The organism is Mucilaginibacter gossypii (assembly GCF_900100945.1).
GTDB classification, from domain to species: Bacteria; Bacteroidota; Bacteroidia; order Sphingobacteriales; family Sphingobacteriaceae; genus Mucilaginibacter; species Mucilaginibacter gossypii.
In genome coordinates this window covers 64,751-88,288 of sequence record NZ_FNCG01000017.1, presented here as the reverse complement: position 1 = coordinate 88,288, position 23,538 = coordinate 64,751, and the positions used below count along the sequence as shown (strand labels likewise).

19 protein-coding genes are annotated in these 23,538 nt (G+C 43.3%); 17 read left to right on the top strand and 2 right to left on the bottom strand.

From position 1 onward, the window contains the following. The first annotated feature begins 4 nt into the window (after positions 1–4). Positions 5–1,240, top strand: a complete 1,236-nt coding sequence (locus BLS28_RS24570; protein ID WP_091173876.1) for a PepSY-associated TM helix domain-containing protein — start codon at positions 5–7, stop codon at positions 1,238–1,240. 25 nt (positions 1,241–1,265) lie between these two features. Here BLS28_RS24570 and BLS28_RS24565 read toward each other — a convergent pair whose 3' ends face one another. After that, complete coding sequence (locus BLS28_RS24565) at positions 1,266–1,910, bottom strand: GNAT family N-acetyltransferase (protein ID WP_091173870.1); 645 nt, start codon at positions 1,908–1,910, stop codon at positions 1,266–1,268. Between the two features lie 315 nt (positions 1,911–2,225). On the opposite strand from BLS28_RS24565, the gene BLS28_RS24560 reads away from it, so the two are divergent. From BLS28_RS24560 to BLS28_RS24485, 16 genes are all read left to right on the top strand, one after another. Next, the gene (locus tag BLS28_RS24560; protein WP_090529909.1) at positions 2,226–2,687 is read left to right on the top strand and encodes a division/cell wall cluster transcriptional repressor MraZ; all 462 of its coding nucleotides are present in this window, start codon (positions 2,226–2,228) and stop codon (positions 2,685–2,687) included. Then, positions 2,684–3,586 carry a 16S rRNA (cytosine(1402)-N(4))-methyltransferase RsmH gene (gene rsmH / locus BLS28_RS24555; protein ID WP_090529906.1) on the top strand — a complete coding sequence of 301 codons (903 nt, stop codon included), beginning with the start codon at positions 2,684–2,686 and terminating at the stop codon, positions 3,584–3,586. Before BLS28_RS24560 ends, rsmH begins: the two co-directional genes overlap by 4 nt. Continuing rightward, positions 3,583–3,990 (top strand): FtsL-like putative cell division protein, encoded by a 408-nt coding sequence (locus tag BLS28_RS24550; protein ID WP_091173863.1) that lies wholly within the window; start codon positions 3,583–3,585, stop codon positions 3,988–3,990. The genes rsmH and BLS28_RS24550 overlap by 4 nt, the downstream gene beginning before the upstream one ends. Continuing rightward, positions 3,980–6,079, top strand: a complete 2,100-nt coding sequence (locus BLS28_RS24545; protein WP_091173859.1) for a PASTA domain-containing penicillin-binding protein — start codon at positions 3,980–3,982, stop codon at positions 6,077–6,079. Before BLS28_RS24550 ends, BLS28_RS24545 begins: the two co-directional genes overlap by 11 nt. Further along, positions 6,076–7,536: a UDP-N-acetylmuramoyl-L-alanyl-D-glutamate--2,6-diaminopimelate ligase gene (locus tag BLS28_RS24540; protein WP_091173855.1), complete on the top strand. Its 1,461-nt coding sequence runs from the start codon at positions 6,076–6,078 to the stop codon at positions 7,534–7,536. Before BLS28_RS24545 ends, BLS28_RS24540 begins: the two co-directional genes overlap by 4 nt. Positions 7,537–7,653: 117 nt before the next feature. Further along, the gene (mraY, locus tag BLS28_RS24535) at positions 7,654–8,895 is read left to right on the top strand and encodes a phospho-N-acetylmuramoyl-pentapeptide-transferase (RefSeq protein ID WP_090531268.1); all 1,242 of its coding nucleotides are present in this window, start codon (positions 7,654–7,656) and stop codon (positions 8,893–8,895) included. Between the two features lie 105 nt (positions 8,896–9,000). Further along, complete coding sequence (gene murD / locus BLS28_RS24530) at positions 9,001–10,377, top strand: UDP-N-acetylmuramoyl-L-alanine--D-glutamate ligase (RefSeq protein WP_091173851.1); 1,377 nt, start codon at positions 9,001–9,003, stop codon at positions 10,375–10,377. A gap of 94 nt (positions 10,378–10,471) precedes the next feature. After that, entirely contained in the window at positions 10,472–11,656 is a 1,185-nt protein-coding gene (locus BLS28_RS24525) for an FtsW/RodA/SpoVE family cell cycle protein (RefSeq protein WP_091173848.1), read from the top strand. 78 nt (positions 11,657–11,734) lie between these two features. Further along, the gene (murG, locus tag BLS28_RS24520; protein ID WP_091174097.1) at positions 11,735–12,877 is read left to right on the top strand and encodes an undecaprenyldiphospho-muramoylpentapeptide beta-N-acetylglucosaminyltransferase; all 1,143 of its coding nucleotides are present in this window, start codon (positions 11,735–11,737) and stop codon (positions 12,875–12,877) included. A gap of 55 nt (positions 12,878–12,932) precedes the next feature. Beyond that, entirely contained in the window at positions 12,933–14,291 is a 1,359-nt protein-coding gene (gene murC / locus BLS28_RS24515) for a UDP-N-acetylmuramate--L-alanine ligase (protein WP_091173844.1), read from the top strand. Beyond that, positions 14,284–15,147 carry a cell division protein FtsQ/DivIB gene (locus tag BLS28_RS24510; RefSeq protein WP_176844556.1) on the top strand — a complete coding sequence of 288 codons (864 nt, stop codon included), beginning with the start codon at positions 14,284–14,286 and terminating at the stop codon, positions 15,145–15,147. The genes murC and BLS28_RS24510 overlap by 8 nt, the downstream gene beginning before the upstream one ends. A 1-nt stretch (position 15,148) precedes the next feature. Beyond that, on the top strand, positions 15,149–16,492 hold the full coding sequence (gene ftsA, locus BLS28_RS24505) for a cell division protein FtsA (protein WP_091173840.1): 1,344 nt from the start codon (positions 15,149–15,151) through the stop codon (positions 16,490–16,492). A gap of 130 nt (positions 16,493–16,622) precedes the next feature. Beyond that, positions 16,623–18,230, top strand: a complete 1,608-nt coding sequence (gene ftsZ, locus BLS28_RS24500; RefSeq protein ID WP_090529886.1) for a cell division protein FtsZ — start codon at positions 16,623–16,625, stop codon at positions 18,228–18,230. Positions 18,231–18,672: 442 nt separating this feature from the next. Next, complete coding sequence (locus BLS28_RS24495; RefSeq protein WP_090529883.1) at positions 18,673–19,917, top strand: aminotransferase class I/II-fold pyridoxal phosphate-dependent enzyme; 1,245 nt, start codon at positions 18,673–18,675, stop codon at positions 19,915–19,917. A gap of 280 nt (positions 19,918–20,197) precedes the next feature. Then, the gene (locus BLS28_RS24490) at positions 20,198–21,634 is read left to right on the top strand and encodes a glycoside hydrolase family 125 protein (protein WP_091174094.1); all 1,437 of its coding nucleotides are present in this window, start codon (positions 20,198–20,200) and stop codon (positions 21,632–21,634) included. 314 nt (positions 21,635–21,948) lie between these two features. Beyond that, positions 21,949–22,128, top strand: coding sequence for a BF3379 family histone-like protein (locus BLS28_RS24485; RefSeq protein WP_090529881.1), 180 nt, complete (start codon positions 21,949–21,951; stop codon positions 22,126–22,128). Positions 22,129–22,343: 215 nt separating this feature from the next. Here the strand turns inward: BLS28_RS24485 and dapA are convergent, their stop codons facing one another. Beyond that, positions 22,344–23,240 (bottom strand): 4-hydroxy-tetrahydrodipicolinate synthase, encoded by an 897-nt coding sequence (gene dapA / locus BLS28_RS24480; RefSeq protein ID WP_091173833.1) that lies wholly within the window; start codon positions 23,238–23,240, stop codon positions 22,344–22,346. Positions 23,241–23,538: the final 298 nt, after the last annotated feature.

Below are 23,538 nucleotides of genomic sequence, written 5' to 3'. Positions count from 1 at the left end.
ACCGATGAAAGCATTTTTCCGCACCATACACCTTTATTTAAGCCTGGCAGCCGGGGTGATTATTTTCTGTTCATGCTTAACAGGTACAATGCTGGTTTTTGAAAAAGAAATTCAGCAAGCGCTTCATCCTCAGCGGTACTTCGTAAAACCACTTGAAAAAAGGCTGCCAATATCTGAGTTGACAGCAGGGGTATTAAAGCAAATCCCTAAATCAAAGCTGGCAACGGTTATGATTTATGATGATCCTGGGCGTGCGGTAGAGGTTGGGCTTATTGTGCCCGAAAAAAAAGATCGGAAACCTGCCGGCACCCCAAAAGCACAAAAGCATACAGAAAACCATGAAAAAAAAGGGGCCAAAGCAAAAGATGCTGAGCGCTCGAATCTTACAGCTTTTGTGAATCCTTATACCGGGCAATTGGTCGACCAGTTTAACCGCAGGCAAACGTTCCTGTACTCGGTAGAAATGTTTCACCGTTTTTTGTTAGGCGGGAAGAATAGTATCGGCGATTGGGTGATCAGTATTTCAACCCTGTTTTTCCTGATAATACTGATTACAGGTGTGGTACTTTGGTGGCCCAAAACCAAGGTCATCATGAAGCAGTGCCTTAAAATAAAATGGAGCGGCAGCGGCAAACGTCTTACACATGACCTGCATATTGTTACCGGTTTTTATACATCAATATTTTTGATCGTCATTTCTGCCTCGGGTTTGGTAATGACATTTAAATGGGCAAATAGTACCTTGTTTTTCCTTACAGGTTCAAAAGTTGTTGCCAAAGAGGATATCAAAGCTCCGCTTTCCGTTCATCAACCCGGCGTTACCGCCATTTCACCTGACGCGGCTGTTGTCGCATTGGGTGATAAAATAACCGATGTCGAAAATTATACCATCCGTTATCCGCGCGATACAGCAGCGGTTTATACTTTTAATGTGCTCAAAAAAGGTTCTGTTGAATTGGCTACCGATACTTATTATATAGATCAATACAGCGGCAAGCTTGCCGGCTCTGCTTTATATGCTGATAAAAGCCTTGGCCAGCGTATCAGGGGGGTAATTAAACCAATCCATACCGGTTCCATTTATGGCTGGCCTACCCAGGTTTTAGCTTTTCTTATTACGTTGGTTTCGCTCATATTCCCGGTAACAGGGGTAATGATGTGGCTTAACCGCACCGGTAAAAAGAACAAGAAACCGGTTCGTGGCAGAGGTAAAACGGTTGTTCCGGCAGAGGCTGTCTAAAATGAAAAAGATTATCTTTTTCTCATCAGGGCCTCTCGTAGAGACCCCTGATGAGACTTTTATGTCTTACTTGCCTTAAAGGTTCCCTGACCATGATCCAGTAAGGGCGGCCTGTAACCGGCTCGCTTACTTCCTTTGTTATTTTATATCCCATCCGTTTATAAAACCTGATGTTGCGCGGAGTGAACGTTTCAAGATAGGTTGATATCCCGTTTTTATCTGTTTCGTTAAGTACTTTCATCAGAAGATTAGCCCCCAATCCTTGCCCCTGGCGAGTTGGTTTGATGCCTGCAATTGATAGATACCAGGCGTCCTGCAGCAACGTGTCAAGTTGCTCGCTCATGAAAGAAACTATAGTTGAATAGGCTTTTAGTGCCGGTTCGCCCATGTATGTTTTTATAAAATCTTTCTTTGTTAAGCTCTTTTCGTTATCTATAGCTGGTTCTAAGGGGCGACTCCAGATGGCTGCGCCGTAGGGTGGATCACCGGCAAGGGTTAATTGACCGTACTTTTCGCCTTCTGTCATGGAATAATCCATATATCTCATTAGTATTTCCCGCTTTTCGGGCTCGCCTCCGGAGATCTCCCGCAACAATTCTATGTAAAAAGGGTCGGAGATGAGGGCTTCGTATAACGCTAAAGCCAGGTCTTTATATTTATAGGTGTACATGTTTTTGTTAAGTTCAACGGCTTAATATACAAAATATTAGTACCCTGCTATTGGTTAAGCAATTGTAGTTTATCAAAGCGATGATTCGGCAATAAATCGTTTTTTCTCCCACTTTTAGTGGTTCAGAATTTATAGCGGAGATGTGTTGTAACTGGCTGTTTATTAGCAGTTTTTGTTGGTGATGGGGTTTTGAATAATCTTTAAAAAATTTAAAACAGAGCCACCTAAAAATTGTTGAAAACTTTTAGTGGGGGAAAGTGGTAGAAAGTGGTAAAAGTATTTACTTTTACGTTACAAAATTGCCCAAGTCATACAATGTCGTTTCTAACCGGTGAATTTGAGTGTAAGCTTGATCCTAAATTTAGGATGATGATACCGGCTGGCCTTAAAAAAAAGCTTCCTGAACTGGAATCTGAAGGCCTGGTGATCAATCGCGGGTTTGAAAAATACCTTGTCATATATACTAAAAAGGAATGGGATAAACGACTTGAAGAACTGAGCAAACTTAATGAATATGAAGAGGATAATATAGCCTTTATACGATATTTTACCCGTGGGGCCACCGAGCTTATGCCTGATGCTGCCGGCAGGGTATTGTTGCCGAAATTCCTGTTGGAATATGCGGGTATAAAAGGTGATGTAGTGCTGGCTTGCCAGTTGAATAAAATAGAGGTTTGGGATGCCGAAGCTCACCGTAAACTGATGGATGATGAGCCAAAAAGTTTTGGTGCGTTGGCAAAAAAGGTGATGGGTAATAAAAGTAAGGAGCAGGAATGAGTGAGTACCATGTGCCGGTAATGCTGAAGGAGTGTATTGATGGGCTGAATATTGATCCGGACGGTACTTATGTGGATGTGACTTTTGGAGGTGGCGGGCATTCGCGCGAGATTTTGAAGCATTTGGGGCCAAAAGGCAGGTTGATTGCTTTTGATCAGGATGCCGATGCGCAGCGGAATATTATTGATGATGAACGTTTTGTTTTTGTAGATCAGAATTTCAGGTATCTCAAAAACTTTTGTCGTTTACATGGGGCTATTCCCGTAAATGGTATTCTGGCCGATTTGGGTGTGTCATCGCACCAGTTTGATGAGGCCGACCGCGGATTTTCCATCCGGTTTGATGCCGAGTTGGATATGCGTATGAACCAGTTGGGCGAGCTGACTGCGAAGGATGTGATAAATAATTATTCGGTTGCCGACCTGCATCGGATTTTTGGCATTTACGGAGAAATTCAAAATGCAAAATCATTGGCCGAAACTATTGCTACTGCAAGGTTGAATATGCCGATAGTTACTATTGCTGATCTGAAAAATGTGATCAGTAACCGCATTCCGAAAGGAAAGGAAAATAAATACCTGGCACAAGTGTTCCAGGCGTTAAGGATAGAGGTTAACCAGGAGTTAGAGGCGTTAAAAGATTTTTTAATGCAGTCGGCTGAGGTTTTGGGCGTTGGGGGCAGACTGGTAGTAATGTCATACCACTCGCTTGAAGACAGGCTGGTAAAAAACTTCATAGCCAAAGGCAAGTTCAGCGGCGAGGTGGAGAAGGACCTTTATGGGAATGATAATAAACCGCTTGATGCTGTAAGTCGTGGAGCTATAACAGCATCGGCAGATGAGATAACCAATAATAACAGGGCACGGAGCGCTAAATTAAGGATAGCTGTAAAAAAATGACCAATCGTTTACGTACAGAAATTCAGGAGGAGGAAGAAGTTGAAGAGGTAATTGAGGAGAGGCCTGCGAGGGAGCTACCTGATAACTTTTTTACGCAACTTTTTACCAAAGGCTTTCTTACAACCGAGAAGGCCACCAATGCTTTGCCCTTTATTTTGTTTTTAGCCTTTTTGGGGATGGTGTATATAGGAAATATGCATTATGCCGAAAAATCGGTGCGTGAAATTGATGCGCTTACCAAAGAGGTTAAGGAACTGGGCTGGGATTATAAATCGACAAAGGCCGATATGGCTTTTAAAAGTACGCTTACCGAAGTGGCCAAGCGTGCAGATACTTTAGGCTTAAGTCAATCCGTAGATCCGCCGGGAAAAATAACAGTGAAGGAGGTTGCAGATGGGAATTAGGACTAACATACTGGCCAGGGTTTATTTAGCCTTTGGTCTTGTTTTGCTTTTGGCCATTGCTGTTGTGGTTCAGCTTTGCCGCCTGCAATACGTGCAGGGTGATAAGTGGAAGGCTATGGCTGCCGATCTTTCGGCACAATATCAAACTGTTGAGGCGGCAAGGGGCAATATTTTTTCTGTGGATGGAAGTTTACTGGCTACTTCGGTGCCTGAATATGAGTTGCATATGGATATGCTGGCTGGTGGTATTGCCTCGGATACGGCGTTTAATAACAATATCGACCTGTTAGCTGCAAAGCTATCGGGTATGTTTGGTGACAGATCGGCAAGAGAATACTCACGCGTATTGCGTGAAGCACGCAGGGATAGCTCCCGTTATGTGTTGATCAGGCGTAAGGTATCTTACCAGGACTTGAAAAAGATCCGGCAGTTCCCTGTGTTTAACATGGGTAAATATAAAGGAGGGTTAATTGTTATTCAAAAAAACAGGAGGATCCTGCCATTTCAATCACTGGCTGCACGTACTATCGGTTATAAAAACGAAAACGTAAAGAACCCGGTGGGTTTGGAAGGTGCTTATTCGGCTTATATAAACGGCGAAAGCGGCAGGCGTTTAATGCAGCGCATTCCGGGTGGTATCTGGATGCCTGTTGACGATGATGATGAAATTGCACCCAAAGATGGTGCTGATATTATTTCAACCATCAACGTAAACTTTCAGGATGTGGCGCAGGATGCATTGAAAAAACAACTGGTTAAAAGTGCGGCTGATCATGGCTGCGTTGTGCTTATGGAGGTATCTACCGGCGAGATCAGGGCTATTGCTAACTACACCCGTACTAAAGACGGCGATTACAAAGAGCAAATGAACTATGCTATCAGTAACGCTATCGATCCGGGATCAACCTTTAAACTGGCATCGTACATGACTATGCTCGATCAGCATAAGATTGATACCAGCACCATAGTTAATGCTGAGGGTGGTAAATATAAATTCCCGAAAGGGCCGACAATTACTGATACCGAGCATGACAATTATGAAATGTCGGTAAAGCGTGCTTTTGAAGAGTCATCAAATGTGGCGGCTGCGAAATTGGTTGATAGGTTTTACCACAATAACCCTTGGGAGTACATTAATAAATTGTACAGCTACCACCTGAACGAAAAGCTTGGTTTGCAAATTCAGGGTGAAGGCAGGCCGGTAATTAAAAATCCGTCAAACCGCAGCTGGAACAAAAATTACAGCTTACCGGAGATGGCTTACGGTTATGAAATGAATATTACACCGCTGCAAATGCTGGCTTATTATAATTCAGTTGCCAACAATGGTAAAATGATAGCTCCACTGTTGGTCCGCGAGATCAGAAGATTGGGTAACCCTATCGAGCAGTTTCAGGCAAGGGTAATTACCGAGCAGGTATGTTCTGAAGCAACTTTAGGTAAAGTACGCGGAATGCTTGAAGGAGTTGTAATGAACGGAACCGGTAAAAACGTTATTAAAAATAAGCTTTACAGTGTGGCGGGTAAAACCGGTACAGCACAGGTGGCTAACGGAACAAAAGGTTATAAGGATAAAAAATACCAGGCCTCTTTTTGCGGTTATTTCCCGGCCGATCATCCTAAATATTCGATGATTGTGGTGATCAATAACCCAACCCAAGGCGATTACCTGGCTGCAAAGGTTGCCGGTCCTGTATTCAGGGAGGTAGCCGACAGGGTTTATGCTAACGATCTGGACATTAACCAAACCTCGCAGGCCCATTATGTAGGCAATACAGTAATGCCGCAGGTAAAACAGGGAAATATGAAGGCCCTGAAAAAGGTTTATTCAAAATTGGGTGTTAAACCGTTGTATGCTTCGGCTAACAGCACTGTTGATACAAGCAATGGTATCCCGTTTGAAGAGGTAAAATATAAAAACGGGACCGTGCCTGCGGTAACAGGCATGGGGCTTAGCGATGCGTTATATGTAATGGGTAACGCCGGCTATAAGGTTACTGTACGCGGAAGCGGTATAGTAACCAATCAATCGGTTACCGGAGGAAGTGCAATACCAAAAGGATCACGAATTTTAATAGAACTGCAATGAGGTATTTAAGCGATGTAATTGATGGACTGGCCTTCACTGAGTTGCAGGGAAGTGCTGATGTGGAGATCACGGCGATAGCTTTTGATTCGAGGGCAGTGATACCCGGAGCAATGTTTGTTGCTGTAAAAGGCACCGTTGTTGACGGGCACGATTATATTGACCAGGCAATAAAAAAAGGTGCTGTAGCAGTGGTTTGCGAAGACCTGCCTGCCCATACTACCGGCGAAGTTGACTTTTTGATGGTGGCCGATTCGGCGGTGGCACTTGGTATTGTAGCTGCTAACTTTTATGATAATCCATCCGCCAAATTGAAACTGGTTGGGGTAACGGGTACTAATGGTAAAACAACTATCGCAACATTGTTATATCAACTGTTCCGCGATCTGGGATATAAATGTGGCCTGCTTTCAACTGTCGAAAATCAGATCAATGGTAAAGTGATCCCATCAACTCATACCACGCCTGATCCGGTTGAGTTGAACAGTTTGCTTGCCGAAATGGTAGACAGCGGCTGTGACTATTGCTTTATGGAGGTTAGTTCACATGCTATTTCGCAAAAGCGTATCGAGAGTTTGGTTTTTGCGGGAGGTGTGTTTACCAACTTAACGCATGATCATTTGGATTACCATAAAACCTTCCTGAGGTATTTGAATGCCAAAAAGGAATTTTTTGATGGTTTACCTAAAGATGCATTTGCACTTACCAACAGCGATGATAAAAATGGTAATGTAATGCTGCAAAATACAGCAGCACATAAAAAAAGCTATGGCCTTAAAACCATGGCCGATTATAAAGCCCGAATCCTCGAAAATCAGTTCAGTGGCTTATTACTGCAAATTGACGGCGAGGAAGTATGGTTTAAAATGGTGGGCACATTCAATGCTTACAACCTGTTAGGTGTTTACGCTACCGCGATGCTGCTTGAGCAGGATAAAGCGAAAGTGCTTACAAGCCTGAGCAAACTTACAGGTGCCGAAGGCCGCTTTGAATATATCACAGCGCCAAATAAAGTTGTAGGTATTGTTGATTATGCTCATACACCTGATGCTGTACAAAACGTATTGAGTACCATTCATGATATCCGCAAGGGTAATGAAAAGGTGATCACTGTAATTGGCTGCGGTGGTGACAGGGACAAAACTAAACGCCCCATCATGGCCAAAACTGCATGTGAGTGGAGCGATAAGGTGATCCTGACATCCGATAATCCGCGTACCGAAGATCCGGCGCAGATCATCAAGGAAATGGAAGAAGGTGTCGACCCGGCATTTAAGCGCCATACGGTAAGCATTATCGACAGGCATGAGGCCATTAAAACAGCCTGTATGCTGGCTAACCCCGGTGATATTATCCTGGTAGCGGGCAAAGGGCACGAAAAATACCAGGAAATAAACGGGGTGAAAAACCACTTCGATGATATGGAAGAACTGGAAAGGCAATTCCAGGACTTAGTATAACCATCAACTAATTGATAGAGAGTAAAAGGAATTAAAAACGCAAATCTGCAAGAACTAAGATGAGCATGTCAATCATCTGCACATCTGAAATCTGCACATCTGCAAATTGAAAAAGCAATGTTGTATTACCTGTTTAACTATTTAAGCAAAAATTACAGTATCCCCGGGGTAGGTGTATTTCAATACATCACGTTCAGGATGGCGATGGCTGTAATTACTTCATTGCTGATCACTACTGTTTATGGCAGGCGGCTAATAGATTATCTACGCTTTAAACAGGTGGGCGAAACCGTAAGGAATTTGGGTTTGGAAGGCCAGATGCAAAAATCAGGTACGCCAACTATGGGTGGTATCATTATTTTGCTGGGTATTTTAATACCAACACTGCTGTTTGCCAAGCTGGAGAATGTGTATGTGATCCTGATGATCATTACTACCGTTTGGCTGGGTGCTATCGGTTTTCTGGATGATTACATTAAAGTATTTAAAAAGAACAAAGAGGGCTTAGCGGGCAGGTTTAAGATCATTGGTCAGGTGGGTTTATCACTTATTGTTGGCTGGACAATGTATTTCAACAGTAATATCATCATCCGCCAGGAAGTTGTGCTTCCGGTGAAAGACGATGCTCCTGTTGAGTTTCACATGAAGCGCAATACTCCTGTTTACACTCAGGACGTACACTCTACCAAAACAACAATGCCATTCTACAAAAACAATGAGTTTGATTACGGCAAAGTGCTGAAGTTTTTGGGTAAAGGTTATGAGCAATATGCGTTGGTGGTGTTCCTGTTTTTTGTGATCATCATCATTACGTTCATATCAAACGGTGCCAATATTACCGACGGGATTGATGGTCTGGCGACGGGCACATCTGCCATTATAGGTATTACGCTGGCTATACTGGCCTATGTATCGGGTAACACGGTTATTGCCGATTACCTGAACATCATGTACATTCCTAATTCGGGTGAGCTGGTAATTTTCGCCGGTGCCTTTGTCGGGGCTTGCGTAGGCTTTTTATGGTACAACTCGTACCCGGCACAGGTGTTTATGGGTGATACTGGTAGTTTGGCTATAGGTGGTATCATAGCGGTGTTTGCCATCATGATCCGTAAGGAACTGATGCTGCCATTGCTGTGTGGTATTTTCCTGGTAGAGAATTTTTCGGTGATTATCCAGGTGTCATGGTTTAAATACACCAAAAAGAAATTTGGCGAAGGTAGGCGTGTGTTTTTAATGGCCCCCCTGCATCATCATTATCAGAAAAAGGGTTTCCATGAAGCTAAGATTGTCACACGCTTCTGGATCATCTGTATCATACTGGCGATAGTGACGGTGATAACGCTGAAACTTCGTTAAGAAAAGAAGCAAGAAGTCAAGAGTCAGGAGACAAGAAAGAGGTTAGGAAAGAAAAGAAATCAGTGGAATCACCAAAAATCGGTGTAATCCCAAAAGAAAAAAGAAATGAGGCAGGACAATAACATATCAACGCAGTCAACTCCTAAAGTGAGGATAGTAATCCTTGGTGCGGGAGAGAGCGGTGCCGGTGCAGCCTACTTGGCGCAGCAACAGGGCTTTGATGTTTTTGTGTCGGATTTTGGCGGCATTGCCGATAACTATAAAAAGCAACTCGAAGATTGGAATATTCCTTTTGAAGAGAAACAGCATACAGATGAACTGATCCTGAATGCGGTAGAAGTGATCAAAAGCCCCGGTATTCCGGATAAGGCCCCGATCATTAAAAAACTGCATGAAAATGGGACACCTGTAATATCGGAGATTGAGTTTGCCGGGAGGTACACTGATGCAAAGATCATTGGTATAACAGGTTCAAACGGTAAAACGACCACCACCAGCTTAACCTACCACATTTTAAAAGATGCGGGAATGAATGTTGGGTTGGCGGGCAACATCGGCAAAAGCTTTGCCTACCAGGTTGCTACCGAAAAGTTTGACTGGTATGTGCTGGAGCTAAGCAGTTTTATGCTTGACGATATGTTCAGGTTTAAAGTTGACATAGCGGTACTACTAAACATCACACCTGATCATTTGGACAGGTATGATTATAAACTGGAAAATTATGCGGCATCCAAATTCAGGATAACGCAGAACCAGACTGCAGCAGATTATTTTATTTATTGTGCCGATGACCCGGAAACAATAAAGGGAATGAAAGAGCGAACGTTTGGGGCACAGCTGTTGCCGTTTTCCATACAGCAAAAATTTGAACCGGGCGCATACCTGGATAACAACGACAATATTGTCATTAACACAACACAAGAACATTTTACAATGTCAATTCAAGATCTGGCCCTGCAAGGCAAACACAACATTTACAACTCCATGGCATCGGGTATTGTAGCAAAAGTGTTGGAGCTACGCAACGAAACGATGAGGGAGAGCATGGGCAACTTTAAAAGCATTGAGCACCGCCTGGAGTTTGTTGCCAATATATCGGGCATTCGCTTCATCAACGATTCAAAAGCTACCAATGTTAACTCAACATGGTACGCCCTGGAAAGTATGACCAGCGATGTAGTGTTGATTTTAGGTGGTGTTGACAAAGGAAATGATTACAGTATGCTTAATGATTTGGTTAAGCAAAAAGTAAAAGCTATTGTGTGTTTAGGCAAGGATAACAAACGCATCCACGAAGCCTTTGATGATATGGTTGAAATTATAGTAAACACGTCATCAGCCCAGGAAGCGGCAACCGTAGCTTATCACCTGGCAACTAAAGGCGATACGGTGCTATTATCACCGGCCTGCGCAAGCTTCGATCTGTTTAAAAACTACGAAGACCGCGGCAGGCAGTTTAAGGATGCTGTGAAGGAATTGTAAATGTGCAGATTTCGGATGTGCAGATTGCAAATTAGTAAGTAAAACAAAATATAGGATCAGGTTAATCCCAAAATCCTAAAAATCAAGGTTCGGAATGCATAGGATATTAAACAATACAAAAGGAGATCGCTGGATATGGCTTATAGTCATACTGCTTTCTGTTATATCCTTGTTGGCGGTATACAGCTCGGTAGGTACGCTGGCATTTAAGCAGGGTAAGGGAGTCGAGATCATCCTCATGAAACACGTGTTAATGATAGTAGGAGGGATTGCGCTGATGTATTTTTCGCACAAGCTTGATTACCGCTATTATGCCGGTATCTCTAAGGTAATGATGATCGTTACCATTCCGCTGTTGCTGTATACATTGGTTTTTGGTAGTCATATTAATAACGCAAGCCGCTGGATAGCTATCCCGGGAACAGGGTTGAGCTTTCAGACTTCGGATTTGGCCAAGCTGGCATTGATTACTTACCTGGCCCGTACATTATCGCGCAAGCAGGAAAACATTAAGAATGTTAAAGAATCCTTTTTGCCTATCATGGGTTCGGTTTGTGTGGTATTTATCCTGATTGCATTAGCCAACCTTTCAACAGCTTTAATGCTGTTTGGGGTTAGCATATTGTTGTTGATCATCGGCCGGATCAGTATCAGGCAAATAGCTATTACCTGTGCTGCAGGTTTTATATTGTTGCTGGGCGTAATATTCTTAGGGCCGAGGAGGCATACTTACGTATCCCGTATGAAGGTGTTTATGCACCCCGAACTGGCAAAGGCCGATAAATCTTTCCAAAGCGATCACGCAAAAATTGCCATCGCAACAGGTGGTTTATTTGGCAAAGGTCCCGGGAACAGCACCGAAAGGAATTACCTGCCCGAGTCATACTCTGATGAGATCTACGCCATTATAGTTGAGGAGTATGGTTTGGTAGGCGGAGTGATAGTAGTAGGGATCTATGTATTCCTGTTGTATCGATGTATCAAGATCATAACTAAAGCGCCAAAAGCCTTTGGGGCATTGCTGGCGTGTGGTTTAAGTTTTAGTTTAACTATACAGGCTTTTGCCAATATGGCTGTAGCTGTAGGCTTAGGGCCGGTAACCGGTGTGCCGCTGCCGTTGGTAAGTATGGGTGGTACCTCGATATTGTTTACAAGCATTGCCTTCGGTATTATACTATCGGTAAGTAAGGATATTGAAGAGCCTAAAAAAGATAAGACTATCAAAGAGGATAATGCCGGGCCGAATAAGATCATAGTGGGAGAGATCAGGACGGCATAGGCACCCCCCGACCCCCTAAAGGGGGAGGAATAGAGGTGACTGAAAAAGAGTAACTAACAAATGAAAGATAAAAGCAATATGAAAGACGCAACTCAAAAGCACCCCCTTCAGGGGGCGGGGGGGGCTCGTATCATCATAAGCGGTGGCGGAACAGGAGGACATATCTTCCCGGCTATCTCTATTGCCAATGCTTTAAAAAATATTGATCCCAATACCGAAATCCTGTTTGTGGGCGCTAACGGCCGCATGGAAATGGATAAGGTTCCGGCGGCGGGTTATAAGATCATCGGGTTGGACATCCAGGGGATTCAGCGTGGTTCGATAGTTAAAAACCTGATGTTCCCTGTTAAGCTCGCCAATAGCGTACGGAAGGCTATCAAGATCATAAAAGATTTCAAGCCAGACGCTGCAGTAGGTGTTGGCGGCTATGCTTCAGGCCCATTGCTGTATGCCGCATCGTTAAAAGGGATACCGTACCTCATACAGGAACAAAACTCGTATGCAGGTATTACCAATAAATGGTTAGGCAAGCATGCCAAGAAAATCTGCGTGGCCTTTGATGGTATGGAGAAGTTTTTTCCTGCCGATAAGATCATCAAAACCGGTAATCCTATCCGTAAGGATGCGGTAAACATTGCCGGCAAGCACATGCAGGCTTTGGAGTTGTACCATCTTTCGGCCTTTAAAAAAACGATACTGATAACCGGCGGTAGCCTTGGGGCACGTACGCTGAACAACAGTATCATGAACGGTATTGATAAACTGCTGGCTGCTGATGTACAGGTGATATGGCAAACCGGAAAGTTTTACTATAAAAGTATCATCGAAAAGCTGGGCGAAAGTTATCACCCCGATTTGCAGATCAGGGAGTTTTTAACCCGGATGGATTTGGCTTATGCCGCTGCTGATATTATCATATCAAGGGCGGGTGCAGGTACTATTGCCGAGCTGTGTGCCATTAAAAAACCGGTGATCCTTGTGCCTTCGCCAAATGTGGCCGAAGATCATCAAACTAAAAACGCTTTGGCCCTGGTGCATGAAAACGCAGCTGTTTTTGTGGCCGACCGTGATGCTGAAGCAAAACTGGTTGACAGGGCGCTTGAATTATTGGAAGACCGCGATCTGCAAAAGAAATTGAGCAATAACATTGGTAAAATGGCCATGCCAAATGCCGATGAAGTTATAGCAAAGGAACTTATCCAAATAATAAGTAACAATTAAAATTATGGTCCTCCTCTTCCAAAGGGAGGAGGGCCTTTTTTAAACAAATTTAAAAATGGAACTGCACGACATAAAAAGAGTTTATCTCATAGGCATAGGCGGCATCGGTATGAGCGGCCTGGCACGCTATTTCCATCATTTGGGTTGTATTGTTTGCGGATATGATAAAACGTCGACTGATTTAACCAACCAGTTGCACAATGAGGGGATCCAGGTTGTTTTTGAAGATCATGCGGATTACATTCCCATGAGTTTCCAGAAACCATGCAGCGATACGCTTATTATTTATACGCCTGCTGTACCAAAGGATTCGCACATATTAAACTATTTTAAAAATCAGGGCTTTGAGTTGTTCAAGCGCTCGCAGGTTTTAGGCTTGATTAGCAAGAGCTCATTTACTATTGCTGTGGCCGGTACACATGGCAAAACTACCACCTCAACCATGGTAGCGCACTTGCTTAAAGCATCGGGTAATGATTGCTCTGCATTTTTGGGTGGTATTTCATCAAATTACCAAACCAATGTGCTGTATGGCAAAAACAACGTAATGGTGGTTGAGGCCGATGAGTATGATCGCTCGTTCCTTACCCTATATCCGGATGTGGCTATCATCACCTCAATGGATGCGGATCATTTGGATATCTATGGTGATCACGCGCATCTAACCGAATCGTTTAAGCTGTTCGCTTCGCAGATAAAACCGGGTGGTACGCTGGTGCACAAAAATGGTTTGCCATTGGATGGTGGTTATACCTATGCTTTCGAAGATGAAACTGCTGATGCACATGCTTCAAACGTGAGGATAATTGACGGTGATTTTTACTTTGATTATAACAGCGCCGCGGTAAATATCACGGATATAAAAATGGGCATAGCCGGCACCCACAATGTGGAGAACGCCGTAGCTGCCATTGAAGCGGTACTGAAACTGGATATATCACCGGAAAACATTAAAGCAGCATTAGCATCTTTCAGAGGGGTTAAACGCAGGTTTGAATACATAGTTAAAACGCCAGAGCATATCTACATTGATGATTATGCGCATCATCCCGAAGAATTGAGGGCTTGTATATCATCAATAAAAAGATTATACCCGGCTAAGAAATTAACGGCCATATTTCAGCCTCATTTATTTACCCGCACCCGCGATTTTGCCGATGGTTTTGCCGAGGTGCTGGATATGGTAGACGAGCTGATATTGCTGGAAATTTATCCGGCGCGCGAATTGCCGATAGAAGGTGTTAACTCGCAAATGCTGCTTAACCGCATGCAATTGCAAAACAAGAGGATATTAAGTAAAGAGGCCGCGGTGGCCGCTATAGCTGCCGAAAAGCCCGAACTATTGTTAACGGTAGGTGCCGGTGATATTGACACGCTGGTACAACCATTAAAACAAGTATTAAGTAATGAATAAAAAACTCATTTGGAAGCGCCTGTTAATAGGTTGTGCCTGGGTAATAAGCCTGGGTGGCCTTGTGGTGCTCATGAGTTTTATTGAAGCAAAAAAAGCGGGTGTAAAGTGTACCGCGGTAAACGTGAGCATCCCCGGCGGGCAATATTTTATTGACAAGCAGGAGGTTGATCATATTATTGAAGTTACCAGTCACTCATTGGTAGGCAGGCCTATCGAGAACATTAACATCCAGGAACTGGAGGATAAATTGAAAGCGAACCCGTTTATTGAGTTTGCCAAAGTTTATACTGAAATGGACGGTGTATTGAGGGTTGAGGTAAGCCAGCGCCAACCGATATTGCGGATCATGAACCATTATGATATGGATTTTTATGTAGATCAAAACGGCTTAAAGATTCCGTTATCATCAAACTTTACCGCGAGGGTATTGGTAGCTAATGGTTTTATCGAAGAGCTGTTTACCAACCGGGTTGATTCGTTACATACGCGCCTGGCTAAAGATTTGTTTAAAACGGCTGATTATATCCGTAAGGATTCGCTTTGGGATGCACAGATAGCGCAGATGTATGTAAACAACGAGCGTGAGATTGAGCTGATTCCGAGGGTAGGTAACCAAAGGATACTGATCGGCAACGCGGATTCGCTTAACGTAAAGTTGAACAACCTGCAGGCTTTTTACAAGCAGGTGCTGCCAAAGGTGGGCTGGGATACTTATAAAGTGATCAATGTAAAATATACCAACCAGGTTATTGGTATAAAAAATGAAAATATAAAAGCAGATTCAATTAAGGCAGCTAAAACTGCCAAACAGGATTCGCTTAGGACGAAAAGGGATACATCTCAAATTAAATTGTAATATGGACAAAAGCTCAACTCAGGAAAAAAGTTCGCCAATTGTAGTAGGATTGGATATCGGGACTACCAAGATATGTGCCATTGTTGGGCGCAGGAGCAAGAATGGGAAGATTGAGGTTTTAGGGATTGGCAAGGCCGAATCTGCGGGTGTGACGCGCGGCGTGGTTTCAAATATAGATAAAACAGTACAAGGCATTCATCAGGCGGTGGAGGTGGCGGGCTCGCAATCAAATGTAGAAATCAGGGTAGTGAACGTGGGTATTGCCGGTCAGCACATTAAAAGTTTACAGCACCGTGGTTTAATAACCCGTCGCGATCTGCAATCAGAGATCGGTCGTAAGGATATTGATAAGCTGATAGAGGATATGTATAACCTGGTGATGCCTCCTGGCGAGGAGATCATCCACGTATTACCGCAGGAGTTTACTGTGGATAATGAGCCCGGTATTAAAGATCCGATAGGTATGGCTGGCGTTCGGCTTGAGGCTAACTTCCATATCATATCTGGTCAGGTTACGGCCATTAAAAACATTGTAAAATGTGTTAACAAGGCCAGCTTGGAGAGCCAGGAACTGATCCTTGAGCCGCTGGCATCTTCAGAATCTGTTTTGAGCGAAGAGGAAAAAGAAGCCGGCGTGGTTTTGGTTGATATCGGTGGCGGTACTACCGACGTAGCTATTTTCCATGAAGGTATCATTCGCCATACAGCTGTTATCCCTTTCGGCGGCAATAGTGTAACTGAGGATATCCGCGAAGGCTGTTCAGTAATGCGCAACATTGCCGAGCAACTGAAAGTAAGGTTTGGATCTGCCCTGGCCGATGAGAACAAGGAAAATGAGATTGTATGTGTACCGGGTTTGCGTGGCCGTGAGCCAAAAGAAATTTCGGTGAAAAACCTGGCTTATGTAATTCAAGCCCGTATGGAAGAGATCGTGGAGCATGTTTACTACGAAATCAAATCATCAGGCTACGAGAAAAAGCTGATTGCTGGTATCGTGATAACAGGCGGCGGTGCACAGTTGAAACACTTGCGTCAACTGGTTGAGTTTGTAACCGGTTTGGATTGCCGCGTAGGTTACCCTACCGAGCATCTGGCCAAAAACGAAGTGCTGCCAAAAGGTACATACGAAGAATTGCAAAGCCCAACTTTTGCTACTGGTATTGGTTTGTTAATAAAAGGTATCCAGAAAATGGAATACATGAATGAAGCAATCCCTGCTGAGGTAAAAACGGCTAAGCCAAAATTTGATACAAAAAGTAAAGAAGGTGGTTTGTTAGACAGGCTGCTGAAAAAAAGTATAACATTTATTAAGGATGACATTAAGGATGAGGACTTTCTGAAATAATATTTATTCACAAGGGTTAAACTTATTCACATTGCTCACAAATGTGGATAAACCTTGTTGAAAAAGTGTTATTATTACGATGGTAAAATCTAATGTTGGGTTGAATTACATATAGCTGAAAACGAAGATTATGCATTTTGAAATGTTAAAAGAAAAATCGTCAATCATCAAGGTAATTGGTGTTGGCGGTGGTGGTGGTAACGCGGTAAACCATATGTACAGGCAAGGAATTACCGGTGTTGATTTTATAATATGCAACACTGATGCCCAGGCATTGGAGCTGAGCCCTATACCTAACAAGGTGCAATTGGGTGCCAGTTTAACCGAGGGCATGGGTGCAGGCTCAATACCCGAAGTTGGTAAAAATTCGGCTATTGAAAATATCGACGATATTAAACAAATGTTGGGCGTTAATACCAAAATGCTGTTTATCACAGCTGGTATGGGCGGTGGCACAGGTACAGGCGCAAGCCCTATCATTGCCAAGGCTGCGCGCGAAATGGATATATTAACGGTGGGTATCATAACCACACCTTTCTCTTTTGAAGGTAAACGCCGTAAAATGCAGGCCGATGCAGGTTTGGAAGAACTGCGCAAGTATGTCGATTCGTTCCTGGTGATCTCGAACGACAGGCTTCGTCAGATCTTTGGTAACCTTACCATGAGCTCTGCATTTGCACAGGCTGATAATATATTGACTACGGCTGCTAAAGGCATTGCAGAGATCATTACCTTGCCGGGTTATATAAACGTGGACTTTAAGGATGTGCGCACGGTAATGAAGGATAGCGGTGTATCAATCATGGGCAGCTTTAGCGCCGATGGGGAAAACCGTGCTCTTAAAGCCGTTGAAGGCGCGTTGGCATCGCCGTTGTTGAAAGATAATGAAATTGAAGGCGCAAGATATATTTTGCTGAACATCAGCTCGGGCCTTAAAGAGGTTACCATGGATGAGATCAGCGTAATTACTGATTATATCCAGGAAGAAGCCGGCTTAGCTGCCGACCTCATCTGGGGTAACTGTATCGACGAAAACCTGGGCGAGCAATTATCAGTAACTATCATTGCTACCGGTTTCCAAACCAAAGATGAGCGCGAAAAGGAAAATAGCAACAAGAAAATAGTTTCTATGCTGGTTCCTGAAGAGCCTCAGCAGGCAAGGCCGGTTAACGAATTTATTAAACCAGTTAAGGTTGATGCTCCTGCCGAGCCTTATGCTAAAGCACCTAAAGAAGATGCAAAGCAAGCTGGGTTGTTTGATATGTTTGCCGGCAGTCGCCAGGAAGAACCTGCTGTTGTAAGGCATAGCCTAATGAATGAAGAGCCAGAGGTTGATAACGAGCCAGATACTGCCGGGTTTACTTTTAAAATGAGTGAACCGGTTAGCTACGAGCAGCCTGTAAGGGAACAGCCACGTATGCCCGAGCCTGAACCAGAGCCAACTCCTGCACCGCAACCTGTTGGGGCTGATGATAACAAAACCAACGAATCGATAGAAGAGCAGTTAAAAAAATCGCGCGAGCGCATTATGAGACTGAAAGACCTGAGCATGAAACTGCGTACAGGTAATATCCAGGAATTGGAAAATGTACCTGCTTACAAACGTAAAGAGATAGCATTGCAGGATACGCCTGCATCTGACGAAAGCCAGATCTCACGTTTTTCCCTGATGCAGGATAGCGAAGGTAACGTAGAGATAAGGAATAACAATTCATACCTGCACGGAAACGCGGACTAAGAGTCAGGATTTTTAGAGTCAAGAGGCAAGAAAGAATAAAAACCACAATAATTGAATGGGAGATCAACAAAAGAATTAAATCTGAGCGTTGATCTCCCTTTTTGTTATTATAGTAAATAAAAAATGTCATTTCGATAGAGCAAGGGGGGCAGAGGGCGTTGGGGCGAAAGAGAAATCTTGTATGCTATGCAGTGGCGCGTGGTATGTAGTAATTGCAGGGCGTATAAGATTTCTCCTCACCTGATCACACAGGCCATCACTCTGTTCGTCGAAATGACAGCCGTTTTATATTTAGGCCAAAGAATATTTCTTCTCTTGATTCTTACCTCTTGGTTTCTTGTTTCTCTTCCGTTGGTTATAAGCTATTCTAAAAAGTTATAGCTATTGTTTAAAGGTGTTTTAACGGCTATATTTGCAACTAAATTTATAAAAACAATTCATTTTGGATTTATTTGATAAAATAACAAAAAGCTTGGGTGGGCCGATAGGTCAGCATCAAAAGTGGTCGCATGGTTATTTTTCTTTTCCTAAGCTGGAAGGTGAGATAGGCCCGCACATGGAGTTTAAGGGAAAAGAGCATTTAGTTTGGAGCCTGAATAACTACCTTGGCTTGGCTAATCATCCCGAAGTAAGGCAGGCCGACGCGCAAGCTGCTGCTGATTACGGTATGGCTTACCCTATGGGCGCAAGAATGATGTCGGGGAACTCAATTCATCACGAAGAGCTGGAGAACAACCTGGCTGCCTTTGTTGGCAAGCAATCGGCCTTTTTGCTAAATTACGGTTACCAGGGAATGGTATCTATAATTGATGCGCTGGTTGACCGGAATGACGTTATTGTTTACGATGCCGAATCGCACGCCTGTATTATTGATGGTGTACGTTTACATATGGGTAAACGCTTTGTTTACCAGCACAACGATATTGAAAGCTGCGAAAAACAGCTTGAACGTGCAACTCGCCTAACCGAACAAACCGGCGGCGGTATCCTGTTAATTACCGAAGGTGTTTTTGGTATGTCGGGTGCGCAAGGCAAACTTAAAGCAGTTGCCGACCTTAAAAAGAAATTTAACTTCCGTTTACTGGTTGATGACGCACACGGTTTTGGTACCATGGGTAAAACCGGTGCGGGTACACATGAAGAGCAGGATTGTATGGACGAGGTGGATGTGTACTTTGCCACCTTTGCCAAATCAATGGCGGGTATTGGCGCTTTTGTAGCTGCCGATCAGGATATTATCCACTACCTGCGCTACAACATGCGTTCGCAAACTTTTGCCAAGGCGTTGCCAATGCCTATGGTATTAGGTTTGAAAAAACGCTTTGAAATGTTAAAGACTCAACCAGAACTTCGCGAGAAATTATGGTTGATTGCAAATACCTTGCAAGCAGGTTTAAAAGAGCGTGGCTTTGATCTGGGTGCTTCAAACACTATGGTTACCCCGGTATTTCTAAAGGGTGATCTTTTTGAGGCCACAGCCTTAACCCGAGACTTGCGCGAGAATTATGGTATCTTTTGCTCAATAGTAGTGTACCCGGTTATCCCTAAAGGCTTAATTGTACTAAGGCTGATCCCAACAGCGGCTCATAGTTTGGAGGATGTACAACGTACTCTTGATGCGTACAGCGCTATCGGTGAAAAATTAAAGGCCGGTTATTACAAAGAGAATAAACTGGAAATTGCTTAAACGCATTTGATAATACTTAGAAGCCTCGGAGAGATCCGGGGCTTTTTTTGTTTTTTTGCATTTGATGTAGAGGCATCACATGCATCTCCCGTTTGAAATGCCGCTATGGTGAATAAATGGGGAGGAGCTTTTGCCCCTTGGGCAGACGTATGTGATGCATCTCTACGTTGAAGATTACCACCCCTTAAAAATCCTTGATAAAACGTTTCTAAATTATTTTAGCAAGCTTTTTTGTTTAACAAAAACCCTTTTCTATTTTTACGCCTACCATATCAAAACCATGAAATTAACCAGACGACATTTTATAAAAATTAACAGCGTTGCAGCTGCCGGTATCGGTTTAGGTGTAACTCCTGTATTTGCTTCGGCTGTGGCTCCTGCCTTTGAAAGCCAGCGCCCAAAACTGGCCGACCGTAAGTTCACCAGCAAGGCTGTTGAAGCCATCATTAAAAAGGTTAAGGCCGACATCAAAGACCCTGAAGTTGCCTGGCTTTTTGAAAACTGCTATCCAAACACTTTAGATACTACCGTAAACTATTCTGAAAAAGATGGTAAGCCTGATACCTTCGTAATCACGGGCGATATCAACGCTATGTGGATGCGTGATTCATCGGCACAGGTTTGGCCGTATCTACCACTCATTAAAAATGACCCGGCATTAAAAAAATTAATCCAGGGTGTATTGAGCCGCCAGGCTAAGTGCGTGATCATTGACCCGTATGCAAATGCCTTTAACGAGGGCCCAACCGGCAGCGAATGGGACAGCGATCGCACTACCATGAAACCCGAATTGCACGAGCGCAAATGGGAAATAGATTCACTTTGCTACCCTGTAAGGCTGGCTTACAATTATTGGAAAATAAGTGGCGACAGTAGCTTTTTCGACGAGAGCTGGCAAAAAGCAGGTAAGATCATCCTGGCTACTTTCAAAGAACAGCAACGTAAGGATGGTAAAGGCCCATACTTTTTCCAGCGCAAAACCGAAACACAAAGTGATACCGCACCAAATAGAGGCTATGGGAATCCCGTTAAACCAGTTGGTTTGATCTGCTCCATCTTCCGTCCGTCGGATGATGCAACCATTTATCCATTCCTGATCCCGTCAAACTATTTCGCGGTAGCAAGCTTAAATCAGATGGCCGAAATGTACAGCACTATAGGCCATGATAGTGCCACCGCTGATGCCTGCAAAGCATTAGCAAATGAGGTTCAGGCAGCGCTTAAGCAATACGCTGTGGGTAATCACCCGCAATTTGGCCAGGTTATTCCGTTTGAAGTTGATGGTTATGGAAATCAACTTTTCATGGATGACTCGAACGTTCCGAGTCTGTTGGCCCTGCCTTATCTTGATTCTGTAAAAGTTGATGACCCGCTGTACCAAAGCACCCGTAAGTTTGTGTTGAGCGATAGTAATCCTTACTATTTTAAAGGCACAGCTGCCGAAGGCATTGGTGGTCCGCACGTGGGTATAGGTTATATTTGGCCAATGGCAATCATTATGCGCGGTATTACATCAACCGATAAAGCAGAGATTGTACAGTGTATCAAATGGCTGAAAAGCACACATGCAGGCACCGGTTTCATGCACGAATCCTTTAATAAAGACGATGCAAAGGACTTTACCCGCAAATGGTTTGCCTGGGCTAACACTTTATTTGGCGAATTGATACTAAAAGTGCATCAGCACTATCCTGATATACTGCAGCAGACTTTTTAAACCCGCTGGATATATTAATACTTAATAGTATTTAAATACTGTGTTTAGGGTGTATAGATTGCCGTAAATATTATTTATAGTAATTTATGTTCTGTATTTTGATTATTAATCAAACTTATTTTAAAGTATAAGTTTGATTTGAACTTTTTAATGAAAAATAAGCAAAAGCTAATAAAGTAAAAACGGTAAAAATGTGGAAAAAAACCATTGTCAAGGCCGTATTTTTTGGCTTTAAAAGTTTTTAATTAACAAAAAACATTTTAGCTTAGCTTTAATTAAAACAATAAACCTCAAAATTTAAAAGGAGTAATTAAATGAAAAAATTTACTGAAGTAAAAGAGCTTGTAGCAGCTTTAGAGGCCGACGCCGACAAATTCTACAATAAAGGAAACAGCGCTGCCGGTACACGTGTACGTAAAGGTATGCAGGATCTAAAAAACCTGGCACAGGCAATCCGCCTTGAAGTTCAGGAGGCGAAGAATAAAGAGGCTTAGTAAGATTTTTATCATCTTATTCCAATAAAAAACCCGGTCCATTGACCGGGTTTTTTATTTTATGGAAAGCTTCGACATGTGGCTAAAAAAGCCCTCCAGGGAATATAAAAAACGTCATTGTTAGGTACGAAGCAATCGCAAACTTTACAGGGCATACCTGCTAATAGGGGATTGCTTCGTACATAGCAATGACGCTTGTAGATGATTCTTGTATTTTATGCTTTTACTGCTACCGGAGCCAGCTTTTTAAGCTCAACGGCAATAGCATCTGCAGTTTTTTCGCTTACCTGTACCAATGGTAGCCGTACTGTATCGCCGCAGATGCCTAATTGTTTTAGGGCAGTTTTAACACCTGCAGGGCTGCCTTCGGCAAACATTAATCGGGTAAACTCAATCAGGTTAAAATGTGCTTCGTGCGCGCCTTTATAATCATTATTCAGCAAAAGCCTAACCATGTCAGATAATTGACGCGGCAAAGCATTACCAATAACAGATATCGCACCAACCCCGCCTAAAGCCATCATGGACAAAGTAACCGGATCATCGCCTGATATAAACAGGAAATCCTCGGGTTTGTCGCGCATCAACTGGTTAAACAGGTCGAAATTGCCCGATGCTTCTTTGATGCCGATTATGTTTTTAAACTCCTTTGCCAGGCGTACAGTTGTTTCGGCGCTGATGGTACTGCCTGTACGGCTTGGTACGTTATACAGGATTATAGGTAGTTTAGTATTTTGTGCTATAGCCCTGTAGTGCTGATAAATGCCCTCCTGGGTAGGTTTGTTATAATGCGGGCTTGCTGAAAGTATAGCATCATAGCCTTCTGTATCAAACGATTTTATCTGCTCAACAACTTCATGAGTATTATTACCGCCAATACCCGCCACCAGGCCAACGCGCTTATTTACCACTTCGGCTGTGAAAGCCCAAACCTGCTTTCGTTCAGCCTCGCTCAATGTGGCACTTTCGCCGGTTGTACCTAACGACACCAGGTATTCCACCCCGCCATCAATCAAATGTTCAATCAGGTTTCTCAACCCGTTGTAGTCAATTTGACCATCCGCATGAAAAGGGGTTACCATAGCTACCCCTGTTCCGTAAAATATATCCATGATTAAAATTAAAAGGATGCTAATATAGTGATTAGTGATTGTAGATTAAGAGTTTATTAGAGGTTTATTTTTTGAAAAAGTGCCTTGGTTGCGTTTAAAGTTAGATTTTGAGTAATTGAAGTATCTAATTTGAATAGATTGGAGCCTCTCTTTAAATACTCGGCTAAGGCAAAAGTTGCCGTGGGGACACGGCAACGAGGATATATGTATTTTCTTCTTTTGGCGCAAGTGTTGCGCGCTTGATTGTGCGTGGCTCACTTGTGACTTTTTAAGACAATAATATTTTCAAATCCGAAAT